The organism is Acinetobacter sp. RUH 2624, from assembly GCF_000162375.2.
Taxonomy (GTDB): Bacteria; Pseudomonadota; Gammaproteobacteria; order Pseudomonadales; family Moraxellaceae; genus Acinetobacter; species Acinetobacter nosocomialis.
The window spans coordinates 2,223,947-2,242,539 of the sequence record NZ_KI391939.1 but is presented as its reverse complement, the minus strand read 5'-3'; the positions used below and the strand labels follow the sequence as shown (position 1 = coordinate 2,242,539).

Genomic DNA, 18,593 nt, shown 5'->3' with positions numbered 1-18,593 from the left:
ACTTTTCTTTCGGGAAAAGTAACCAAAACCATTTGTCATCCGCAAAACTCGTCAGCTACTGGTTAGCTATAGATGAGTCACAGAAACATTTTAGTTTAATGTAGTCCTACCTCGAACAATTGCGGATGACGTTAACGCGTATCAAATAGTAATTGTAAATTGTTGAGCTTATTTATGAGCTGCACCTTTCAACTGTCTAAAGCCCCTGAACATTTACTTCAAGCCCTACATGAAGTCATTCCTCATTGTGAATTAATGGCACAACAGTTGCCAGAAACTCCAATTTCTTTATGGTTGATTCCACCAGTTTTCCCGACCGATCGTTTAGATGACGAAGTTATTCGCCGTATTTGGAATGACACGCCGTATTGGATTTTCTGTTGGGCATCAGGTTTGGCGATGGCTCAGTGGATACTTGCAGAGCCGCACCATGTTAAAGATAAAGTGGTGTTAGATTTCGGAGCAGGTTCTGGTGTAGTGGCAATTGCTGCGAAAATGGCTGGAGCAAAACGCGTAATCTGCTGTGATATTGATCAGGTTAGTCTAAATGCTTGCCGTGAAAATGCTTTACTTAATGATGTAGAGCTCGAATATCTGGATGATTTATATAAAGCTGAGCAGGTTGATGTTTTACTCGCTGCTGATGTGTTATATGACCAATGTAACCGCTTTTTCTTAGACGAATTTTTAAAATTTGCACCAGAAGTATGGGTAGCCGATAGCCGTGTTAAAAATTTTAGTCATCCAAAATATGAAAAAATTGAAGAAAGAAGTGCGACAACGTGGCCAGATTTGGATGAAGCAAAAGAATTTAGAAATGTAAGTTTTTATAAGACGCTGTAAAAGAACAGCGTCTTTTTTATGTTATGAACAAGTATAACGAACAACTTTCAATGTACTTGGGCGTGCTTCAAGTGCTTGGCGTGTCGCATAATCTTCACCATTATTTAAGCTAGGTGTATTTGATAAGCCAAAAGACGCGCGAGTTTCACCGAGTTGAATTCCATAATGCTCATCTTTAGCTGGATTAGGAATTTCGTTGATACTTAGAATTGATAATTTATAAACTTTCTGGGCACCTAACACATTCTGACAAGCACGTTGTAATTTGCGCTCATCAAGTTGCTGGTTACTACGGCCAGCTAAAGTATAAGCTAGAGTCGCTGAAGTTTTAGTTTGGTTTTCAATCTGATAGCCAGTTGAACCATTATATTGTCGAGGCGTAGTCTGACAAGCAGTTAAAATAAACATACTACTTAATGCCAAACATAAAATACTTTTATTCATCAGTATCATCCTTATTTTCTTATACGCAGTATCTCATAAAATAGAAGAGTTGTTTGTGGTTATTCACTAGTTTAGAGCTAACATCGGCTTATGATATTAGCTCTAATAAAAATATTAATGTTCTTTGATTTTTGAATGATGTTTGGTGTCTTTCATAAAGATGTAAATCAGCAATGAAATGAAAATCATAATACTGACATAAATGAAATACCAAGATTCATGACCAGCTTCTTTAAAACTTAAGGCGAAGAATTCGGCTGTTCCTCCAAATAAAGTGTTTGCAATTGCATAAGGGAGAGCTACGCCCAAAGCACGAATATGTGCTGGGAAAAGTTCAGCTTTCACGACAGCATTAATTGAAGTGTAGCCAGTCACCATGATCAGGCCCCCAAAGCATAACCAGAATGCAGTCCAGTAGTTATGCGTGTTTGCGAGAGCATCAAATAGAATGTAGGTGAATAAAACACCTGTTACCCCGAAGAAAATCATCAGTGGTTTACGCCCAATTCGATCTGATAATGCACCCGCCAATGGCTGTAAACACATAAAAATAAATAATGCTAGAGTAGTAATTTGAGTCGCTTCAGGTTTGGTAAAACCAGATGTATTGACTAAATATTTTTGTAGATAGGTGGTGTAAGTATAAAAAGCGAGTGTACCACCAGCAGTTAAGAACAATACTGTAAAGGCTTCTTTAGGATAATGCTTAAATAAAGCAAACATTCCTGATTTTGGCTGATCTGTCTCTGTTTGAGCATTTTTAAAAGATTGTGTTTCTAATAGCCCACGGCGAATACGGAATACCACAATTGCTAAAAGTGCACCAATGAAAAAGGGAATACGCCATCCCCAGTCATGCAATTGCTGCTCGTTGAGTACCATTTGCAAGATGAGTAGTACACATAAAGCTGTAAGTTGTCCTGCAATTAAGGTGACATATTGGAAGCTTGAGAAAAAACCACGGCGGTTCTTTTCAGCCATCTCACTTAAATATGTGGCACTTGCACCGTATTCACCACCTACACTTAAGCCTTGAATTAAACGTGCAATAACTAAAAGTAATGGTGCAAATACGCCAATACTTTCGTAGGAAGGGGTAACCGCAATGAGTAGAGAGCCAACACACATTAAGGTGACAGAAAGCGTAAGGCCAGCTTTACGTCCTTTACGGTCTGAATAAATCCCCATTATCCATGCGCCAATCGGACGCATAAGGAAGCCTACTGCAAAAATTGCAGCTGCTTGAAGAAGTTGAGCAGTTTGGCTCCCTTTTGGGAAAAAAGCATGAGCAAAATAGAGCGTAAATGCGGCATATACATACCAGTCGTACCATTCGACAAGGTTGCCAGCAGAACCGCCCAAAATTGATTTTAGACGAGTTTTTGTATCTAAATTAGAATGTGGAGGTGTTGCGGTAGAAGGTTGATCAACCATGAGTCGCTCCATGTTTCGCTTGGGTTGAATGCTAAAGAAGAGAAGATTTATTCCGTTTTTACATATTATCTTGAGGAGTATTTCACTTTATTTTTTTTATGTCTGTAAAACAATGTTTATTATTTAAGCAAAGGAATAAGTTGAATATTTATGTGATTTCAAATTGGCCGATCAGTTCATTTTTATAAGCTTACTCGGATTTTTAGAATATTATTTTTTCCCAAGTAGTAAAAACCGATAAAGAATGAGTAATGTTTGGGCGAAGAAAACCTATATCCCTTAAAAATAATGATATATTCCAAAGAAAATTTTAAATAAATACAGTTAGGCATAATGTCTTTGCATTGTGGACTAGATGTGTGTGGATAATGAAAGGGACATTCAGATGTCAAATTGCCCAAAGAAATATATTGTTGCTTTTGATCAGGGCACAACAAGCTCAAGAGCAATTGTTTTAGATCATGATGCAAATGTTGTCAGTATTGCTCAAAGAGAGTTTACCCAGATTTACCCTCAGCCGGGCTGGGTTGAACATGATCCAATGGAAATTTGGGCAACTCAAAGCGCTGTGTGGGTAGAGGCTTTGGCTCAAGCAGGCATCAAGAGTGAGCAAGTTGCGGCAATTGGGATTACAAACCAGCGAGAAACCACCATTGTCTGGGATAAGAAAACAGGTAAGCCTATTTATAATGCCATTGTTTGGCAAAGTCGACAGACGACTGAAATATGTAATCAATTGCATAAAGCTGGTTGGCAAGAATATATCCGTAAGACCACAGGTTTAGTGATTGATCCATATTTTTCGGCCACAAAAATTAAATGGATTTTAGATCATGTGGAAGGCAGCCGTGAGCGTGCTGAGCGAGGAGAGTTATTATTTGGTACGGTGGACACCTGGCTCATTTGGAAACTAACTAATGGGGCCGTCCATGTCACTGATTTTACCAATGCTTCACGGACTATGCTGTTTGATATCGAAAAGCTTGAATGGGATGAAAAACTTTTACAAGCTTTAGATATTCCTAGAGCAATGCTACCTGCGGTACGTAGTTCATCGGAGGTCTATGGCTACACACATACCATTAGTGGCCAAGAAGTAGGTATTCCTATTGCGGGAATCGCGGGTGATCAACAGGCTGCACTTTTTGGTCAAATGTGTGTTGAGTCAGGGCAGGCTAAAAATACCTATGGTACAGGCTGCTTTCTACTCATGAACACAGGTAAAAAGATTGTTCGTTCAGAGCATGGATTACTGACCACTATTGCATGCGGTGCAAGCGGTGAAGTGAATTATGCTTTAGAAGGTGCCGTGTTTAATGGTGGCTCTTGTGTACAGTGGTTACGCGATGAATTGAAGGTTATTAAGAACGCTAAAGATTCTGAGCATTATGCAACACGAGTAAAAGACAGTAATGGCGTATACGTTGTTCCAGCTTTTACCGGATTAGGGGCACCGTATTGGGACCCGACAGCACGTGGGGCAATTTTTGGTCTGACGCGTGGGGCTAGTATTGAACATATTATTCGTGCAACTTTAGAGTCCATTGCTTTTCAAACTCGAGATGTTTTAGATGCTATGCAGCAAGATGCAGAAGAAGAACTTCGTACGCTCCGTGTTGATGGTGGAGTAACGGAAAATAACTTCTTGATGCAATTTCAGTCTGATATTTTAGCAACCCCTGTAGAACGTCCAATAATGAAAGAAACCACTGCTTTGGGCGCTGCTTTCCTTGCAGGTTTAGCAACGGGTTTCTGGCAAGATCTTCACGAGTTAAGAAATAAATCTGCCATAGAAAAAGTTTTTGAACCCAAAATGTCTGCTGAACAATCTGAGTTTATTTATAAGGGTTGGTTGAAAGCAGTGAAACGCAGTCAAAGTTGGGCTGAGGATTGATTTGTTCTTTAATGACTTAAATTAAAAGTAGAGTAATCAATTAGCGGCTCAATGTTTATTTATTCAAAATTGATTATTCTACTTTTTTGATTGTTGTTTCATCAATTTGATGTTTTAATTTTTATAAGATCAACAATAAAAAGAATATGAGAAATGACAGTACAAACTAATGATTATTCAAAAGTATATGATATTGCTGTAATTGGTGGCGGTATTAATGGAGTGGGTATTGCCAACGATGCAGCAGGCCGTGGACTATCGGTATTTTTGTGTGAAAAAGATGATTTAGCCAGTCACACCTCATCTGCTAGCAGTAAATTAATTCATGGTGGTCTACGCTATTTAGAACATAAAGAATTCAGGTTAGTCAGAGAAGCATTAGCAGAGCGAGAAGTGTTGTTGGCTAAAGCGCCACATATTATTGCACCAATGCGTTTTATTATGCCTCATCGACCGCATTTGCGTCCTGCATGGTTAATTCGAGCAGGTCTATTTTTTTATGATCATTTGGGAAAACGAGAAAAATTATTAGGTTCAAATCTGATCTATTTCAAAGAAGATAGTCCCTTAAAACCAGCGATAACACGTGGCTTTGAATATTCTGACTGTACTGTAGATGACGCACGTCTTGTGGTGTTAAATGCGCTACAAGCTAAAGAGCAGGGTGCCAAAGTCGTGACACGAACACGATGTGTGAAGGCGTATAAAGAACAAGAACTTTGGCACTTGGAACTACAAAGTGGAGCTGAGGTTTATCAGATACGTGCAAGAGCTTTAGTAAATGCAGCTGGTCCTTGGGTTGAAGAAATTATTAGTGAAAATCTAAATTTAAGATCTCCTTATCAAGTCCGATTGATCCAAGGAAGCCATATTGTTGTGCCAAAGCTATATAACTGTCATAAGGCTTTTATTATGCAAAACGAAGACCGACGGATCGTTTTTGCAATTCCTTATTTAGAAAAATATACCCTCATTGGTACAACAGATCAGGAATACACAGGTGATCCACAAAAGGTAGAGATTACTGATGTAGAAATAGATTACCTTTTGACAGTGACAAATTCACATTTTAAAAAGCAGTTAACGCGAGCAGATATTGTAAGTCAGTACTCAGGTGTACGTGCTTTATGTGATGATGAGTCTGATAACCCTTCTGCAATTACCCGCGACTATACTTTGGCACTACAGACGGAAGATAAAACGGCACCATTGTTATCGGTATTTGGTGGAAAGATTACGACTTATCGGAAACTGGCTGAGGCCGCTTTAGAACATCTGTCTCCGTTCTTTAGTGAAATGGCAGAGGAGTGGACTGCCAATGAACCATTACCGGGTGCTGAGAACTGGACTACATTAGTTGATTTAATCAACCAGATTCAATTAAGTGTAAATGGAGTTTCAGAATCCCTTGCCAAACGTTGGGCACATGCATATGGCACAAGAGTTTGGAACATGCTTCATGAACAAAATAGTATAGAACAATTGGGGCAAAATTTTGGTCATGATTTATTTGAATGTGAAGTTAAATATTTATGTGAATATGAGTGGGCAAATACTGCAGAAGACATACTCTGGCGAAGATCTAAATTAGGTTTGGCGTTTAATGAGAAACAGGTGAAAGTGTTAGAAGCTTACTTGTCTAAACGTCGATTAAAAGATGATGCCGCATAATAAAAAAGGCCGCATGAAGCGGCCTTTTTTATATTTAGCAATTAGAAGCCAGTTTTTACAGCTTCAAGTAATGCTGCTTGACGTTCTTTTAATGCTTTTGGTAAGCGCTCGCCAAGTTTATTGAATAACTCAGTGTGGCTTTCAATTTCAGTAACCCACTGGTCTTTATCTTGAGTAGTGATAAGGTCAAATTGTTCTTTACTGAACTCAGTACCTTTCCAGTTCAAGTCTTCATATGTTGGAACAAAACCGATTGGTGTTTCAACAGCGTTTGCACGGCCTTCACAGCGGTCAATGATCCACTCAAGAACACGCATGTTTTGACCGAAACCAGGCCATACGAAGTTGCCTTCAGCATCACGACGGAACCAGTTTACGTTGAAGATTTTCGGTAATTTGTTGCCAGAAGCTTCAGCTTTCTCGCTTACTTTTGCACCAAGGCTTAACCAGTGGTCAAAGTAGTCAGCCATGTTGTAGCCAGCAAATGGAAGCATTGCGAATGGGTCACGACGAACGATACCTTGTTGACCAACAGCAGCAGCAGTAGTTTCAGAACCCATAGTTGCCGCTTTATATACACCGTCAACCCAGTCAAAAGCTTCAGAAACTAAAGGAACTGTATCTGCACGACGACCACCGAAGATAAATGCAGAAATTGGAACACCTGCTGGGTTTTCCCAGTCAGCATCGATAGATGGACATTGACCAGCTGCAACAGTGAAACGAGCATTTGGATGTGCTGCTTTTTCGCCGTTTACGTGAGGTTGACCTTTCCAGTTCGTTAAGTTTGATGGAACTTCTTTAGAAAGACCTTCCCACCATACTTGACCATCTTCAGTTACTGCTACGTTTGTATAGATAACATCTTTATGAAGTGTTGCCATACAGTTCGGGTTAGTTTTGGTATTTGTACCAGGTGCTACACCGAAGAAACCAGCTTCTGGGTTGATTGCATATAAGCGGCCATCTTCACCTGGTTTGATCCAAGCAATATCGTCACCTACAGTTTCGATTTTCCAACCTTCATAACCTGCTGGTGGAATTAACATTGCAAAGTTTGTCTTACCACAAGCAGATGGGAATGCAGCAGCGATGTAGTGTTTTTCACCTTGAGGGTTAGTCACACCAAGAATAAGCATGTGTTCAGCTAACCAACCTTGTTCGCGTCCCATGACAGAAGCGATACGAAGAGCTAAACATTTTTTACCAAGTAATGCGTTACCGCCGTAACCAGAACCGAAAGACCAGATTTCACGAGTTTCTGGGTAATGAACGATATATTTCTCTGGGTTACAAGGCCATGCAACGTCTTTTTGACCTTCAGCAAGTGGAGCACCTACTGTGTGTACACAAGGAACAAATTCGCCGTCTGTACCTAATACATCATAAACAGCTTTACCCATACGTGCCATTTTGCGCATGCTAACAGCAACATAAGGAGAATCAGTTAACTCGATACCGATATGAGCAATATGGCTACCTAAAGGACCCATAGAGAAAGGAACAACGTACATCGTACGGCCTTTCATTGAACCTTCAAATAAACCATTTAATTTTTCACGCATAACAGCTGGATCTTCCCAGTTGTTTGTCGCACCAGCATCTTCTTTATTTTGAGAGCAGATGTAAGTACGATCTTCAACACGCGCAACGTCAGATGGGTCAGAATTTGCAAGATAAGAACCAGGATGTTTTTCTTGGTTTAATTTCTGCATGGTGCCGTTAGCGATCATCAAGTCGATTAGACGTTGATACTCTTCTTCGCTTCCGTCACACCATTCGATTTTTGCTGGTTTGGTTAAGTTTGCAATTTCTTCAACCCATGCTATAAGCTTAGGATGACGAACGAATTCTGGTGCGTTCACTGTGGTCATGGTGAGGCCTATTCAAAATATGTACAACGTACAAGTCTATTCATTGGGGTACAATGAAAGATCAAATAAAAAAGTGGCTGTATTAAAGCATAAAATCATAAAAAAAATAAGACTAAAGACTAACAATTAGATATTTGGAATTCCGATTGTTTTTATATGAAAATCATTTGCTTATGATGTTTTATATAGTTTTTACTTTTATATTTTTATGTTGTATGTGTGTTATTTACTTAAGTTATTTTATTTAAAATCAATAAATTAACTCTTAAATTTTTTTTGAGAATTATTATTGATTAAACAAATGAAGATCATTCAAAATTTACATAAAGAGACTTTTAATAGGTGATTTTATATACAAAATAGAATAAACATCTTACTTTACGATAATAAAATGCGGCCCTTGAAACCTCTTTCGATCATCTATAACGAAAAATCAGGATTTCACGCTTCAAAACATGAAGATGTTTATGAGCAACTGATGACTGTATTTACTGAACATGGTTTTGAAATACAAGTATTTGAATTAAATGAAAATACATTGTTCGATGATCTGATGAATAATGTTATTCATCGGCATTCACAAAACGAAAATATAGGGGTGGTTGTTGCAGCTGGTGGGGATGGCACATTAAATGCTGTTGCATCTAAACTTAAGAATACTTCTATTCCAATGGGAATCTTGCCTTTAGGTACTTTTAACTATGTCGCTAAAGTTTTAGATATTCCGCTAGATCTTTTAGAAGCAGCAGAAGTGATTGCTACAGGCATTCCTCGGTCAGTACATATAGCAGCAATCAATGATCATATTTATTTAAATAATGCTAGTTTAGGTCTATATCCACTCTTTATCAAAAAGCGCGAACTCTACAATAAATATTTAGGAAGGCTTCCTTTACATGCCTATACATCCGCTTTAGATGTTTTGTTAAGAGAAAATAAGTCAATGAAGCTATCTATAACAGTAGATGGTAAAAAATATCCCGTTAAAGCACCTCTTATTTTCTTTGGGAATAATCAATTACAACTATGTGATATGAAACTTAGAATTGCAGAATGTGCAGCACAGGGACGAGTTGCTGGAGTTGTAATTACAAAAAGTGATAAGCTGAGTTTACTGAATATGCTTTGGCAGTGGATTCAAGGTAAAGTTGAAGATGCCCAAGATGTATATAGTTTTTGTGCAGATCATGTTGTAGTCGAATGTGCAAAAAAATCGAAACTTACAGTTGCTTTAGATGGTGAAATCATAGAGATGAAACCACCTTTAAATTTCACTGTAGAAAAAAATGCTTTAAATATAATGGTGCCGAATGTTATTACATCTGTCTGATTTACACTTTGGAACGGAAAAACAAGAGTGTTTAGAGGCAATTAGGCACTTCTGTATTCAGCAACAGCCTGAAGTAATTGTTATAAGTGGAGATATTACTCAACGTGCCAAATACGAACAATTTTTTAAATGTCGGCAATATTTAGATAGTCTCTATATTCCTTATTTAGTGGTGCCAGGCAACCACGACATTCCTTTGTATCATGTCTGGAATCGTTTTTTTTCTCCATTTACTCGTTATCGATATTTTTTTGGTGAACTGGAGCCAACTTTAGAAACTGAACATTTTTATATTGTTGGTGTAAATAGCATACGCCGTCGTTACCATACGCGTGGTCATATTTCGATTGAACAAATTCAAGATACTTATGAGCGTTTACAAAAAGGGCCTAAAGATAAATTAAAGCTAGTGGTTTTCCATCAACCTTTTTATACACCACCAGATAATAAGCATGGAATAAAGGATTGTCCGGTTTTAGGAAAAATCGCCTTAGAGAAGTGGAGTACAACTGGATTATTCGGAATGCTGCATGGTCATCTTCATAAAACGGCTATATATGATTTAACTCAAATTTACCATCTGGAAATAGATCATCCTATTTATGATATTCATGCGGGTACAGCAACTTCTACTCGTTTATATCATCATAATCCAAATAGCTTTAATACGGTTTCAAATACAGGAAAGATTCAGCATTATTGGTTTAATGAACAGCAGGCTGAATTCACTACAGATTGATTTGGTTTAGATGAGATTAAATATTTGATTGTTTAAAAAATATTCAAAAAACAGAAAAATTTTTCTTATTTCCCCTTGAAGCCATTTTTTTCATCCCCACAAAAGTGACATCTAAATATTTTGTTATTGCTCTGGATTAAAGCAATAACGATTAATCAAAAAGACTAAGTCTGATGGAGTTAATTATGAGCAACATTCGTCCATTACATGATCGCGTTGTGATTCGTCGCGTAGAAGAAGAAACCAAAACTGCTGGCGGTATTTTATTGCCAGGTTCTGCTGCTGAAAAGCCATCTCAAGGTGAAGTAATTGCAGTAGGTAATGGTCAAATCACTGATAACGGCGTACGTGCTTTGGATGTTAAAGTTGGTGACAAGGTGTTATTTGGTACTTATGCAGGTACAACAGTTAAAGTAAACGGTGAAGAACTCTTAATCATGAAAGAGTCAGACATCTTAGCTGTATTAGAAGGCTAATCGATCCATAACTCAATTCATTATCAGATTCAGTATTTAAAAAGATTCGGAGTTTAATATGTCAGCTAAAGACGTAAAATTTGGTGATTCAGCTCGCTCAAAAATGATTGCAGGGGTAAACGTACTTGCAGATGCGGTTAAAGTGACTTTAGGTCCTAAAGGCCGTAACGTTGTAATCGACCGTTCTTTCGGTGCGCCGCACATCACTAAAGACGGTGTAACTGTTGCCAAAGAAATTTCATTAAAAGACAAGTTTGAAAACATGGGTGCTCAACTTGTACGTGAAGTTTCAAGCAAAACTAACGACATCGCAGGCGACGGTACGACAACTGCAACTGTACTTGCTCAAGCAATTTTAAACGAAGGTATCAAATCAGTAACTGCTGGTATGAACCCAATGGATTTAAAACGTGGTATCGACATTGCAGTAAAAACTGTAGTTGAAAATATCCGTTCTATTGCTAAGCCAGCTGATGATTTCAAAGCAATTGAACAAGTTGGTTCTATCTCTGCTAACTCTGATACTACTGTTGGTAAACTTATCGCTCAAGCGATGGAAAAAGTAGGTAAAGAAGGCGTAATCACTGTAGAAGAAGGCTCTGGCTTTGAAGACGCATTAGACGTTGTAGAAGGTATGCAGTTTGACCGTGGTTATATCTCTCCATACTTTGCTAACAAGCAAGATACTTTGACTGCTGAACTTGAAAATCCGTTCATCCTTCTTGTTGATAAAAAAATCAGCAACATTCGTGAATTGATTTCTGTTTTAGAAGCAGTTGCTAAAACTGGTAAACCACTTCTTATCATTGCTGAAGATGTTGAAGGTGAAGCGCTTGCAACTCTTGTTGTAAACAACATGCGCGGTATTATCAAAGTATGTGCTGTTAAAGCTCCTGGTTTCGGTGACCGCCGTAAAGCAATGCTTCAAGACATCGCGATCTTGACTGGCGCAACTGTTATTTCTGAAGAAGTTGGTATGTCTTTAGAACAAGCGACTCTTCAAGATTTAGGTACAGCGCACAAAATCACTGTTTCTAAAGAAAATACAGTTATTGTTGATGGTGCTGGTGATGCTGCTGCTATCGCTGAGCGTGTTCAACAAATCCGTGCTCAAATCGAAGAATCTACTTCAGAGTATGACCGTGAAAAATTACAAGAACGCGTTGCTAAATTGGCAGGCGGTGTTGCTGTAATTAAAATCGGTGCAGCAACTGAAGTTGAAATGAAAGAGAAGAAAGACCGCGTTGACGACGCTCTTCACGCAACTCGTGCAGCAGTTGAAGAAGGTGTTGTTGCAGGTGGTGGTGTTGCGCTTGTACGTGCCGTAAATGCGCTTGAAGGCTTAAAAGGTGCTAACGAAGATCAAACTGCAGGTATCAACATTTTACGTCGTGCGATCGAAGCTCCACTTCGTCAAATCGTTGCGAACGCTGGTGATGAGCCATCTGTAGTAATCAATGCAGTTAAGAAAGGTGAAGGTAACTTCGGTTATAACGCTGCAACTGGTGAATATGGCGATATGTTAGAAATGGGTATCCTTGACCCAGCTAAAGTAACTCGTTCTGCACTTGAGCACGCTGCTTCTGTTGCTGGCTTAATGTTGACTACAGAATGTATGATCACTGACATTCCTGAAGACAAACCAGCTGCTCCAGACATGGGCGGTATGGGTGGAATGGGCGGCATGATGTAATAAACATCAACGTCTAAATAAAAAATCCCTGCAAATGCAGGGATTTTTTTATTTCTTATATAAATTAAGAAAAAGTTAAGTTGATATTCTTAAACTTATAGTCAGGAACAGTAGCTGTAGTTCCTCTTTTTTGTTACACCATGCTTATCCTCTTATAAGCATGGTTTTTTTTAACCTAATAAAATGATAAGCCATGTCACTGCAATAATTGAAAGCGCGACAAATTGAGCAGCACTTCCCATATCTTTAGCATTTTTAGAGAGTTGGTGTTTTTCAAGTGATACACGGTCAACTACCGCTTCAATCGCAGAATTGAATAGTTCTACAATAATTGCAAATAAACACACAACCACCATAAGTGCATGTTCACCGCGAGTTACATCTAGAAAAAAGCTAGTAGGGATAAGCACAACATTAATTAAAACAATTTGTCGGAAAGCGGCTTCATTTTTATAAGCTGCCTTAAATCCTGAAATTGAATAACCTGTCGCATTCAAGATGCGCTTTAGTCCACTTTTGCCTTTGTAGGGAGAATAACTATTCATTCACTTATATTTTTAACACTTTTCATGCATTATATATCGCGGCCCTTAAAAAAAATATTAAATCTTTTTTAAAGATTTTGACTTTATAACTTGATAGAGAAGAAGAGATGAAAAAATTATTTGTAGCATTAGGACTTGTCATGGGTGGGTTACATGTAAGCTATGCAGAGCCTGCCTCAGCTCAACAAGTACCGGGATATTATAAGCATCAATTTGGTAATTACCGCATTACCTCATTACTTGACGGTACCATCTATTTAGACCCTAAGTTATTTAAAAATTTGAGTCAGGCTGAGAAGACTAAAATTTTAACAAAATACGCCGCTGTTAATGAGAAAGGGGTTCAAACTTCGGTAAATGCATTCTTGGTAGATGACGGTAAAAGTTTAACTCTTGTTGATAGTGGTGCTTCAAGTTGTTTTGGCCCACAGTTGGGTTCAATTGCTAAAAATCTTGAATTGGCAGGCTATCAACTTGCTAACGTGAAAACGGTTTTGTTAACCCATCTACATCCAGACCATGTTTGTGGTATTGCTCAAAATGGAAAAGCTGTATTTCCTAATGCAACTATTTATGCACATGAACGTGAAGCTGACTATTGGTTAAATCCAGCTTCTGAAAAAACTGTACCCGCAGATAAAAAAGAAAACTATTTAGGCACGGTTAAAAATATAAAAGCTGCGCTTGCACCGTATCAAGCGAAAAAAGCTTTCAAGACCTTTAAAGATGGCGATGTCATTCAAGGTTTTGAAGTAATCAATACACAAGGGCATACACCGGGTCACCACAGTTTCCGTTTAAAGAGTAAAAATCAACAAATTGTCTTTGTGGGAGACATTGTCCACTCACATTCTTTACAGTTTGATGCTCCAAAAACCGGCGTAGATTTTGATGTAAATTCTGAGCAGGCAATTAACACTCGTTTGAAAATGTTTGCTGAAATCTCAAATAAACAGCAATGGGTAGCTGCTCCACATTTGCCATTCCCAGGAATTGGCCATGTGTATAAAGTAAATGCAGAGCAATACCAATGGATTCCTCTATATTTTAATAACAGTGTTGATAAGTAAAAAAACAGGGCATTGAATGCCCTGTTTTTTTATTAAGTCTTTAACTATTTAGTTGCTTTCTCAAAATTATTGACTGCTTCACGGCCGAGTGCTGGGTCATCTGTAAAGATACCATCTACACCTGCTTTGAAATATGCTTCAAACTCTTTTAGAGCACCTGTCGGGCAACGCTCGGCAGGTTTGTCGCTACATTTTAAAGGCTGAGGTAAAAAGTTATTTTCTGGACGGAAAGTATATGGGTGTACTTTTAAGCCAGCGGCATGTGCATCGCTAATAAATGAAGTAGTTTGTACTGAACCATCATTATTGAAATTGAGAATATAGTTTTTGCTTGGGCCTACACCATTTGCATATTTAGCAACATCTTTTAAGCTTTGCGCTGTAGCTAAATCACCATATGTTTTAGAAACACCAGATTCAACAAAGTCTGCTGGTCGAGAGGTTTTTGCATCATATAACTGAATGATTTGTGCATGTTTAAGTGTTTTATGTAGATCAAGTTGATCTTTTAAATACTTTAAATTGCTGACTTCGAACGATTGCAAATAGATAGGGGCAATATCACGTGTATATTGATATTTGGCAAGAGTTTTAAGAAGTGTGTCTTCCATGGCCAAATTCTTGTTTTTAAAATAAGTTGGATGTTTGGTTTCAATATATAAGCCAATAATCTTTCCGGTTTTTTTATAATTTGCTTCGGCAAGTTCAATGACTTGTTCAAGTGTTGGAATTGAATACAGATCGTTATAAGCCGTATTTGCTGGTCGGAACTCAGGAATACGTTCACGTGCTTTAACTTGTTGTAATTCATTTAAAGTGAGGTCTTCCGTAAACCAACCCGTTAAATTGACACCATCAATATTTTTTGTGGTTTTACGGTCTGCAAATTGGGCAAGAGTACTGATATTGGTAGTACCACCAATTTCGTTTTCATGACGAGTAACCAATACACCGTCTTTTGTTGAAACCAGATCAGGTTCAATAAAGTCAGCACCATCATCAATCGCTTTTTGATATGAAGCCAAAGTATGTTCAGGACGTAAAGCGCTAGCGCCGCGGTGTCCAATCACTAAAATTTTAGGAAGTTGATATTCTGGTGTAGTTGGAGTTGTTTCGGTTTTATCATCGTCATTGCAACCGACCAAGCCAATTAAACTTAAGCATAAAAGTGCTTTTCTAAACATAATTCTACTCATATTGTTTTAGTTGAAACGACTCAAGTATTAGGATTTAGTTTGACGTGATCATGAAGAATTCATGAATTTTAAGTGACACTATTTAACTGGTTCTTTATTGCTTTGTTGGAAATAGTGAATCACGCTTTGTTTTTGTCTTAATTACATTTATTGTTTTAATTCCACTTGTCTTTTTTACACCGCTCGTTGATGATCACAAGGTCTCAAAGCGGCATTTACTCCTGTTAATTAACGACATCATACCGAGCAGCCATGCTATCTAAATTTTTTATTCAGCGCCCCATTTTTGCCAATGTACTGGCGATCATTGTCATGGCTTTTGGTATTTTTTCGGTGATGCACTTGCCCGTAGAACGGTATCCCGATATTGCACCTCCGAAAATTACAGTGTCGGCAAGTTATAGCGGGGCAGATGCACAAACGGTCGAGCAAAGTGTTACCCAAATTTTAGAACAACAAATACAAGGGATTGATCACTTACTCTATTTTAGCTCATCAAGTGATTCATCAGGACGTAGCCGAATTACCATTAGTTTCGATAACGGAACCAACCCCGATACTGCTCAGGTCCAAGTCCAAAATAGTATTAGTGGTGTCATACGCCGTTTACCCGATGAAGTACAACGTCAAGGGGTGACAGTCAGTAAGTCACTAGGCGATACCTTTATGGTAATTGGTTTATACGACTCGACTGGTAAAACCGGAAATATTGAGCTGTCGGACTATTTAACTACACATGTCGTTGATAACTTAAACCGTATTGAAGGGGTGGGTGAAACGGATGTGTTCGGTTCGCAATATGCGATGCGTATCTGGTTAAATCCAGACAAGTTAAAGCAATATAATTTAATGCCCAGTGATGTGGCTAATGCAATCACTGCTCAAAATACCCAAGTTGCTGCAGGTGCAATCGGTGATTTACCAGTCATTGATGGTCAATATCTAAATACAAAAGTGACGGCAGGTTCTCGACTAAAGACTGTTGATGATTTTAAAAATATTGTCGTAAAGTCAGATAAAACGGCGAGTTATGTTTATTTAAAAGATATTGCAAGAGTTGAGCTCGGTGCAGAAAACTATCAGTCTTTCAACACGATTAATGGTTATCCTGCTGCGGGTGTAAGTATATCTCTGTCCTCGGGCGCAAATGCTATTCAAACTTCTAAGCTCATCCATCAAACCTTAGATCAGCTCGCCGCTAAATTACCAGCAGGCTATAAAATCGTTTATCCACGAGATAATACGCCGTTTGTTCAAGAGTCGATTAAGGAAGTTGTAAAGACGCTTGTAGAAGCCATTATTTTGGTAATTTTGGTGATGTTCCTGTTTTTGCAAAGCTGGCGTGCAACACTCATTCCGAGTATTACCGTTCCGGTTGTGATTTTGGGAACTTTTGCAGTCTTATATGTGCTTGGTTTTAGTATTAATACTTTAACGTTATTTGCACTGGTACTTGCTATCGGCTTGTTGGTTGATGATGCGATTGTGGTAGTTGAAAACGTTGAGCGGCTCATGCATGAACAGCACTTAACTCCAAAAGAAGCTGCAATTGAGTCAATGGGGGAAATTAGCGGTGCATTAGTCGGCATTACATTGGTTTTAACTGCTGTTTTTATTCCAATGTCTTTTTTAGGTGGTTCAATTGGCGTGATTTACCGTCAGTTTTCCATTACTTTAGTTGCCGCTATGGCATTATCGCTTACGGTTGCACTCATTTTAACGCCTGCATTGTGCGCATTAATTTTAAAACCTAATCCTGAACCTATGCGCTGGGCAGTGTGGTTTAACCAAAAAATTGATCAACTTAAAAATAAATATATCAAGCTTGTTCAGACGAGTATTCATTACAGTAAATCGGTTATTGTGATTTTTGTGGCACTGATTGCAGTTTTTATGCTCTTCTACAGTGGTTTAAAAAGCGGCTTTATTCCTAAAGAAGACCAAGGTATTTTAAGTGTGCAAATTAAGCTGGTAGACAGTGCTCCAATTTCTGAAAGTCAGAAAATTGGTGAACAAGTGCGCCAATACTTTCTCACTAAAGAAGATAACAATGTTGATCTGGTTTTAATTCGTTACGGTCGAAATAATGCCGGGACAGGACAAAATTTAGCGCAAGGCTTTATTGCTTTAAAACCTTGGGATGTACGTACGGCGAAAGAGGACTCGGCTGACGCTATACAAAAGCGTGCAATGAAATATTTCAGAAATTTTAGTAATGCTCAAATTAACGTGACCTTACCTCCTTCGGTAAATGGTTTGGGGCAGACTGATGGCTTGGATTTCTGGATTCAAGATTTAAATGGACAAGGGCAAAACTTCTTAGATGGTATGTTCCGTCAGTTACAGGCTCAAAGTAAAAACTATTCAACGTTTGAAAACTTTGATAAGCAGTCTACCAATAGTAAAGCAAATCTGAATATCAAAATTGACCAGAAACAGGCTTTGGCAAATGGTTTGGAACTCTCTGCAATTAATAACACTTTGTCGAGTGCATGGGGCGGAACTTACGTAAACGACTTTATTGATCGTGGACGTATTAAACGTGTCATGATTCAAGGCGATGCCGAGTTCAGATCTAAACCTGAAGATTTATATAATTGGTCTGTGCGTAATAATCAAAATGAAATGGTGCCTTTTAGTTCGTTTGCTAACTTTAGCTGGGGTGGGGCACCAGAAATTGTAAAACGCTATATGGGATATAGTGCTTTACAGTTACAGGCTGATGTTGCCGGTGGTAGCAGTTCTGGTCAGGCTATGAAAGATGTTGAACAACTCGTCAACCAGCAAAAAGATATTGGTTTGGCTTGGACTGGTCTGTCTTTTGAAGAACAGAAGTCGACCAATCAGGCGGTATGGTTATATCTGATTTCGGCAGGTTTTATTTTCTTATGTTTAGCTGCTTTGTATGAGAGCTTAAGTATTCCTGCTGCCGTGATGACTTCTATTCCGCTAGGTGTAGGAGGAAGTGTCATTTTCTCTTATATCTTTGGTTTACCAAATGACGTGTATTTCCAAATTGCACTTCTAACCACGATTGGATTGTCATGTAAAAACGCAATTTTAATTGTTGAGTTTGCTGCATTAGCCCAAGAGAAAGGAAAGAATGCTATTCAGGCCGCTTTAGAAGGCGCGAGCTTGCGTTTAAGACCGATTTTAATGACTTCTTTAGCCTTTGGTGCAGGTGTGATTCCACTTGTATTTGCACAAGGCGCTGGTGCGGTGAGCCGCCAAGAAATTGGTATTAGTATTTTAGGTGGCGTAATGTTTGGTACTGTACTGGTTCTATTCTTTATTCCAGTTATGTATGTGTTATTGCGTTCATTGTTTAAATCGAAAGCTTCAAGTTAAAAGCAAACAATTTAAAAACCGGCGTTAAATCAAGTA

General features: G+C 38.4%; 14 protein-coding genes. 9 read left to right on the top strand and 5 right to left on the bottom strand.

Annotated features, from left to right (window positions below; translation table 11 throughout):
- The first annotated feature begins 174 nt into the window (after positions 1-174).
- On the top strand, positions 175-843 hold the full coding sequence (locus HMPREF0014_RS17120) for a 50S ribosomal protein L11 methyltransferase (protein WP_001278008.1): 669 nt from the start codon (positions 175-177) through the stop codon (positions 841-843).
- 21 nt (positions 844-864) lie between these two features.
- Here the strand turns inward: HMPREF0014_RS17120 and HMPREF0014_RS17115 are convergent, their stop codons facing one another.
- The gene (locus HMPREF0014_RS17115; RefSeq protein ID WP_001043188.1) at positions 865-1,287 is read right to left on the bottom strand and encodes a hypothetical protein; all 423 of its coding nucleotides are present in this window, start codon (positions 1,285-1,287) and stop codon (positions 865-867) included.
- Positions 1,288-1,401: 114 nt separating this feature from the next.
- Positions 1,402-2,733 carry an MFS transporter gene (locus HMPREF0014_RS17110; protein WP_006580510.1) on the bottom strand — a complete coding sequence of 444 codons (1,332 nt, stop codon included), beginning with the start codon at positions 2,731-2,733 and terminating at the stop codon, positions 1,402-1,404.
- Positions 2,734-3,106: 373 nt separating this feature from the next.
- On the opposite strand from HMPREF0014_RS17110, the gene glpK reads away from it, so the two are divergent.
- Entirely contained in the window at positions 3,107-4,615 is a 1,509-nt protein-coding gene (glpK, locus tag HMPREF0014_RS17105; RefSeq protein WP_004885534.1) for a glycerol kinase GlpK, read from the top strand.
- Positions 4,616-4,768: 153 nt separating this feature from the next.
- On the top strand, positions 4,769-6,286 hold the full coding sequence (gene glpD, locus HMPREF0014_RS17100) for a glycerol-3-phosphate dehydrogenase (RefSeq protein ID WP_004885535.1): 1,518 nt from the start codon (positions 4,769-4,771) through the stop codon (positions 6,284-6,286).
- Between the two features lie 41 nt (positions 6,287-6,327).
- Here the strand turns inward: glpD and HMPREF0014_RS17095 are convergent, their stop codons facing one another.
- Positions 6,328-8,160, bottom strand: coding sequence for a phosphoenolpyruvate carboxykinase (GTP) (locus tag HMPREF0014_RS17095; RefSeq protein ID WP_004707365.1), 1,833 nt, complete (start codon positions 8,158-8,160; stop codon positions 6,328-6,330).
- Between the two features lie 391 nt (positions 8,161-8,551).
- Here HMPREF0014_RS17095 and HMPREF0014_RS17090 point away from each other — a divergent pair, with 391 nt between their 5' ends.
- From HMPREF0014_RS17090 to groL, 4 genes are all read left to right on the top strand, one after another.
- Entirely contained in the window at positions 8,552-9,490 is a 939-nt protein-coding gene (locus HMPREF0014_RS17090) for a diacylglycerol kinase family protein (RefSeq protein WP_004885536.1), read from the top strand.
- Positions 9,471-10,229, top strand: coding sequence for a metallophosphoesterase family protein (locus HMPREF0014_RS17085; protein WP_004885538.1), 759 nt, complete (start codon positions 9,471-9,473; stop codon positions 10,227-10,229). Before HMPREF0014_RS17090 ends, HMPREF0014_RS17085 begins: the two co-directional genes overlap by 20 nt.
- A 185-nt stretch (positions 10,230-10,414) precedes the next feature.
- On the top strand, positions 10,415-10,705 hold the full coding sequence (locus HMPREF0014_RS17080) for a co-chaperone GroES (RefSeq protein WP_000065579.1): 291 nt from the start codon (positions 10,415-10,417) through the stop codon (positions 10,703-10,705).
- A gap of 58 nt (positions 10,706-10,763) precedes the next feature.
- Positions 10,764-12,398: a chaperonin GroEL gene (gene groL / locus HMPREF0014_RS17075; RefSeq protein WP_002048605.1), complete on the top strand. Its 1,635-nt coding sequence runs from the start codon at positions 10,764-10,766 to the stop codon at positions 12,396-12,398.
- 170 nt (positions 12,399-12,568) lie between these two features.
- On the opposite strand, the gene HMPREF0014_RS17070 is transcribed toward groL, so the two are convergent.
- On the bottom strand, positions 12,569-12,943 hold the full coding sequence (locus HMPREF0014_RS17070; protein ID WP_004699662.1) for a diacylglycerol kinase: 375 nt from the start codon (positions 12,941-12,943) through the stop codon (positions 12,569-12,571).
- 107 nt (positions 12,944-13,050) lie between these two features.
- On the opposite strand from HMPREF0014_RS17070, the gene HMPREF0014_RS17065 reads away from it, so the two are divergent.
- A complete protein-coding gene (locus HMPREF0014_RS17065; RefSeq protein ID WP_004885578.1) occupies positions 13,051-14,013 on the top strand; it encodes an MBL fold metallo-hydrolase in 963 nt (320 codons plus the stop codon).
- Between the two features lie 44 nt (positions 14,014-14,057).
- Here the strand turns inward: HMPREF0014_RS17065 and HMPREF0014_RS17060 are convergent, their stop codons facing one another.
- On the bottom strand, positions 14,058-15,197 hold the full coding sequence (locus tag HMPREF0014_RS17060) for a glycerophosphodiester phosphodiesterase (protein ID WP_004707374.1): 1,140 nt from the start codon (positions 15,195-15,197) through the stop codon (positions 14,058-14,060).
- Between the two features lie 264 nt (positions 15,198-15,461).
- Here HMPREF0014_RS17060 and HMPREF0014_RS17055 point away from each other — a divergent pair, with 264 nt between their 5' ends.
- A complete protein-coding gene (locus tag HMPREF0014_RS17055) occupies positions 15,462-18,557 on the top strand; it encodes a multidrug efflux RND transporter permease subunit (RefSeq protein ID WP_004885581.1) in 3,096 nt (1,031 codons plus the stop codon).
- Positions 18,558-18,593 lie beyond the last annotated feature (36 nt).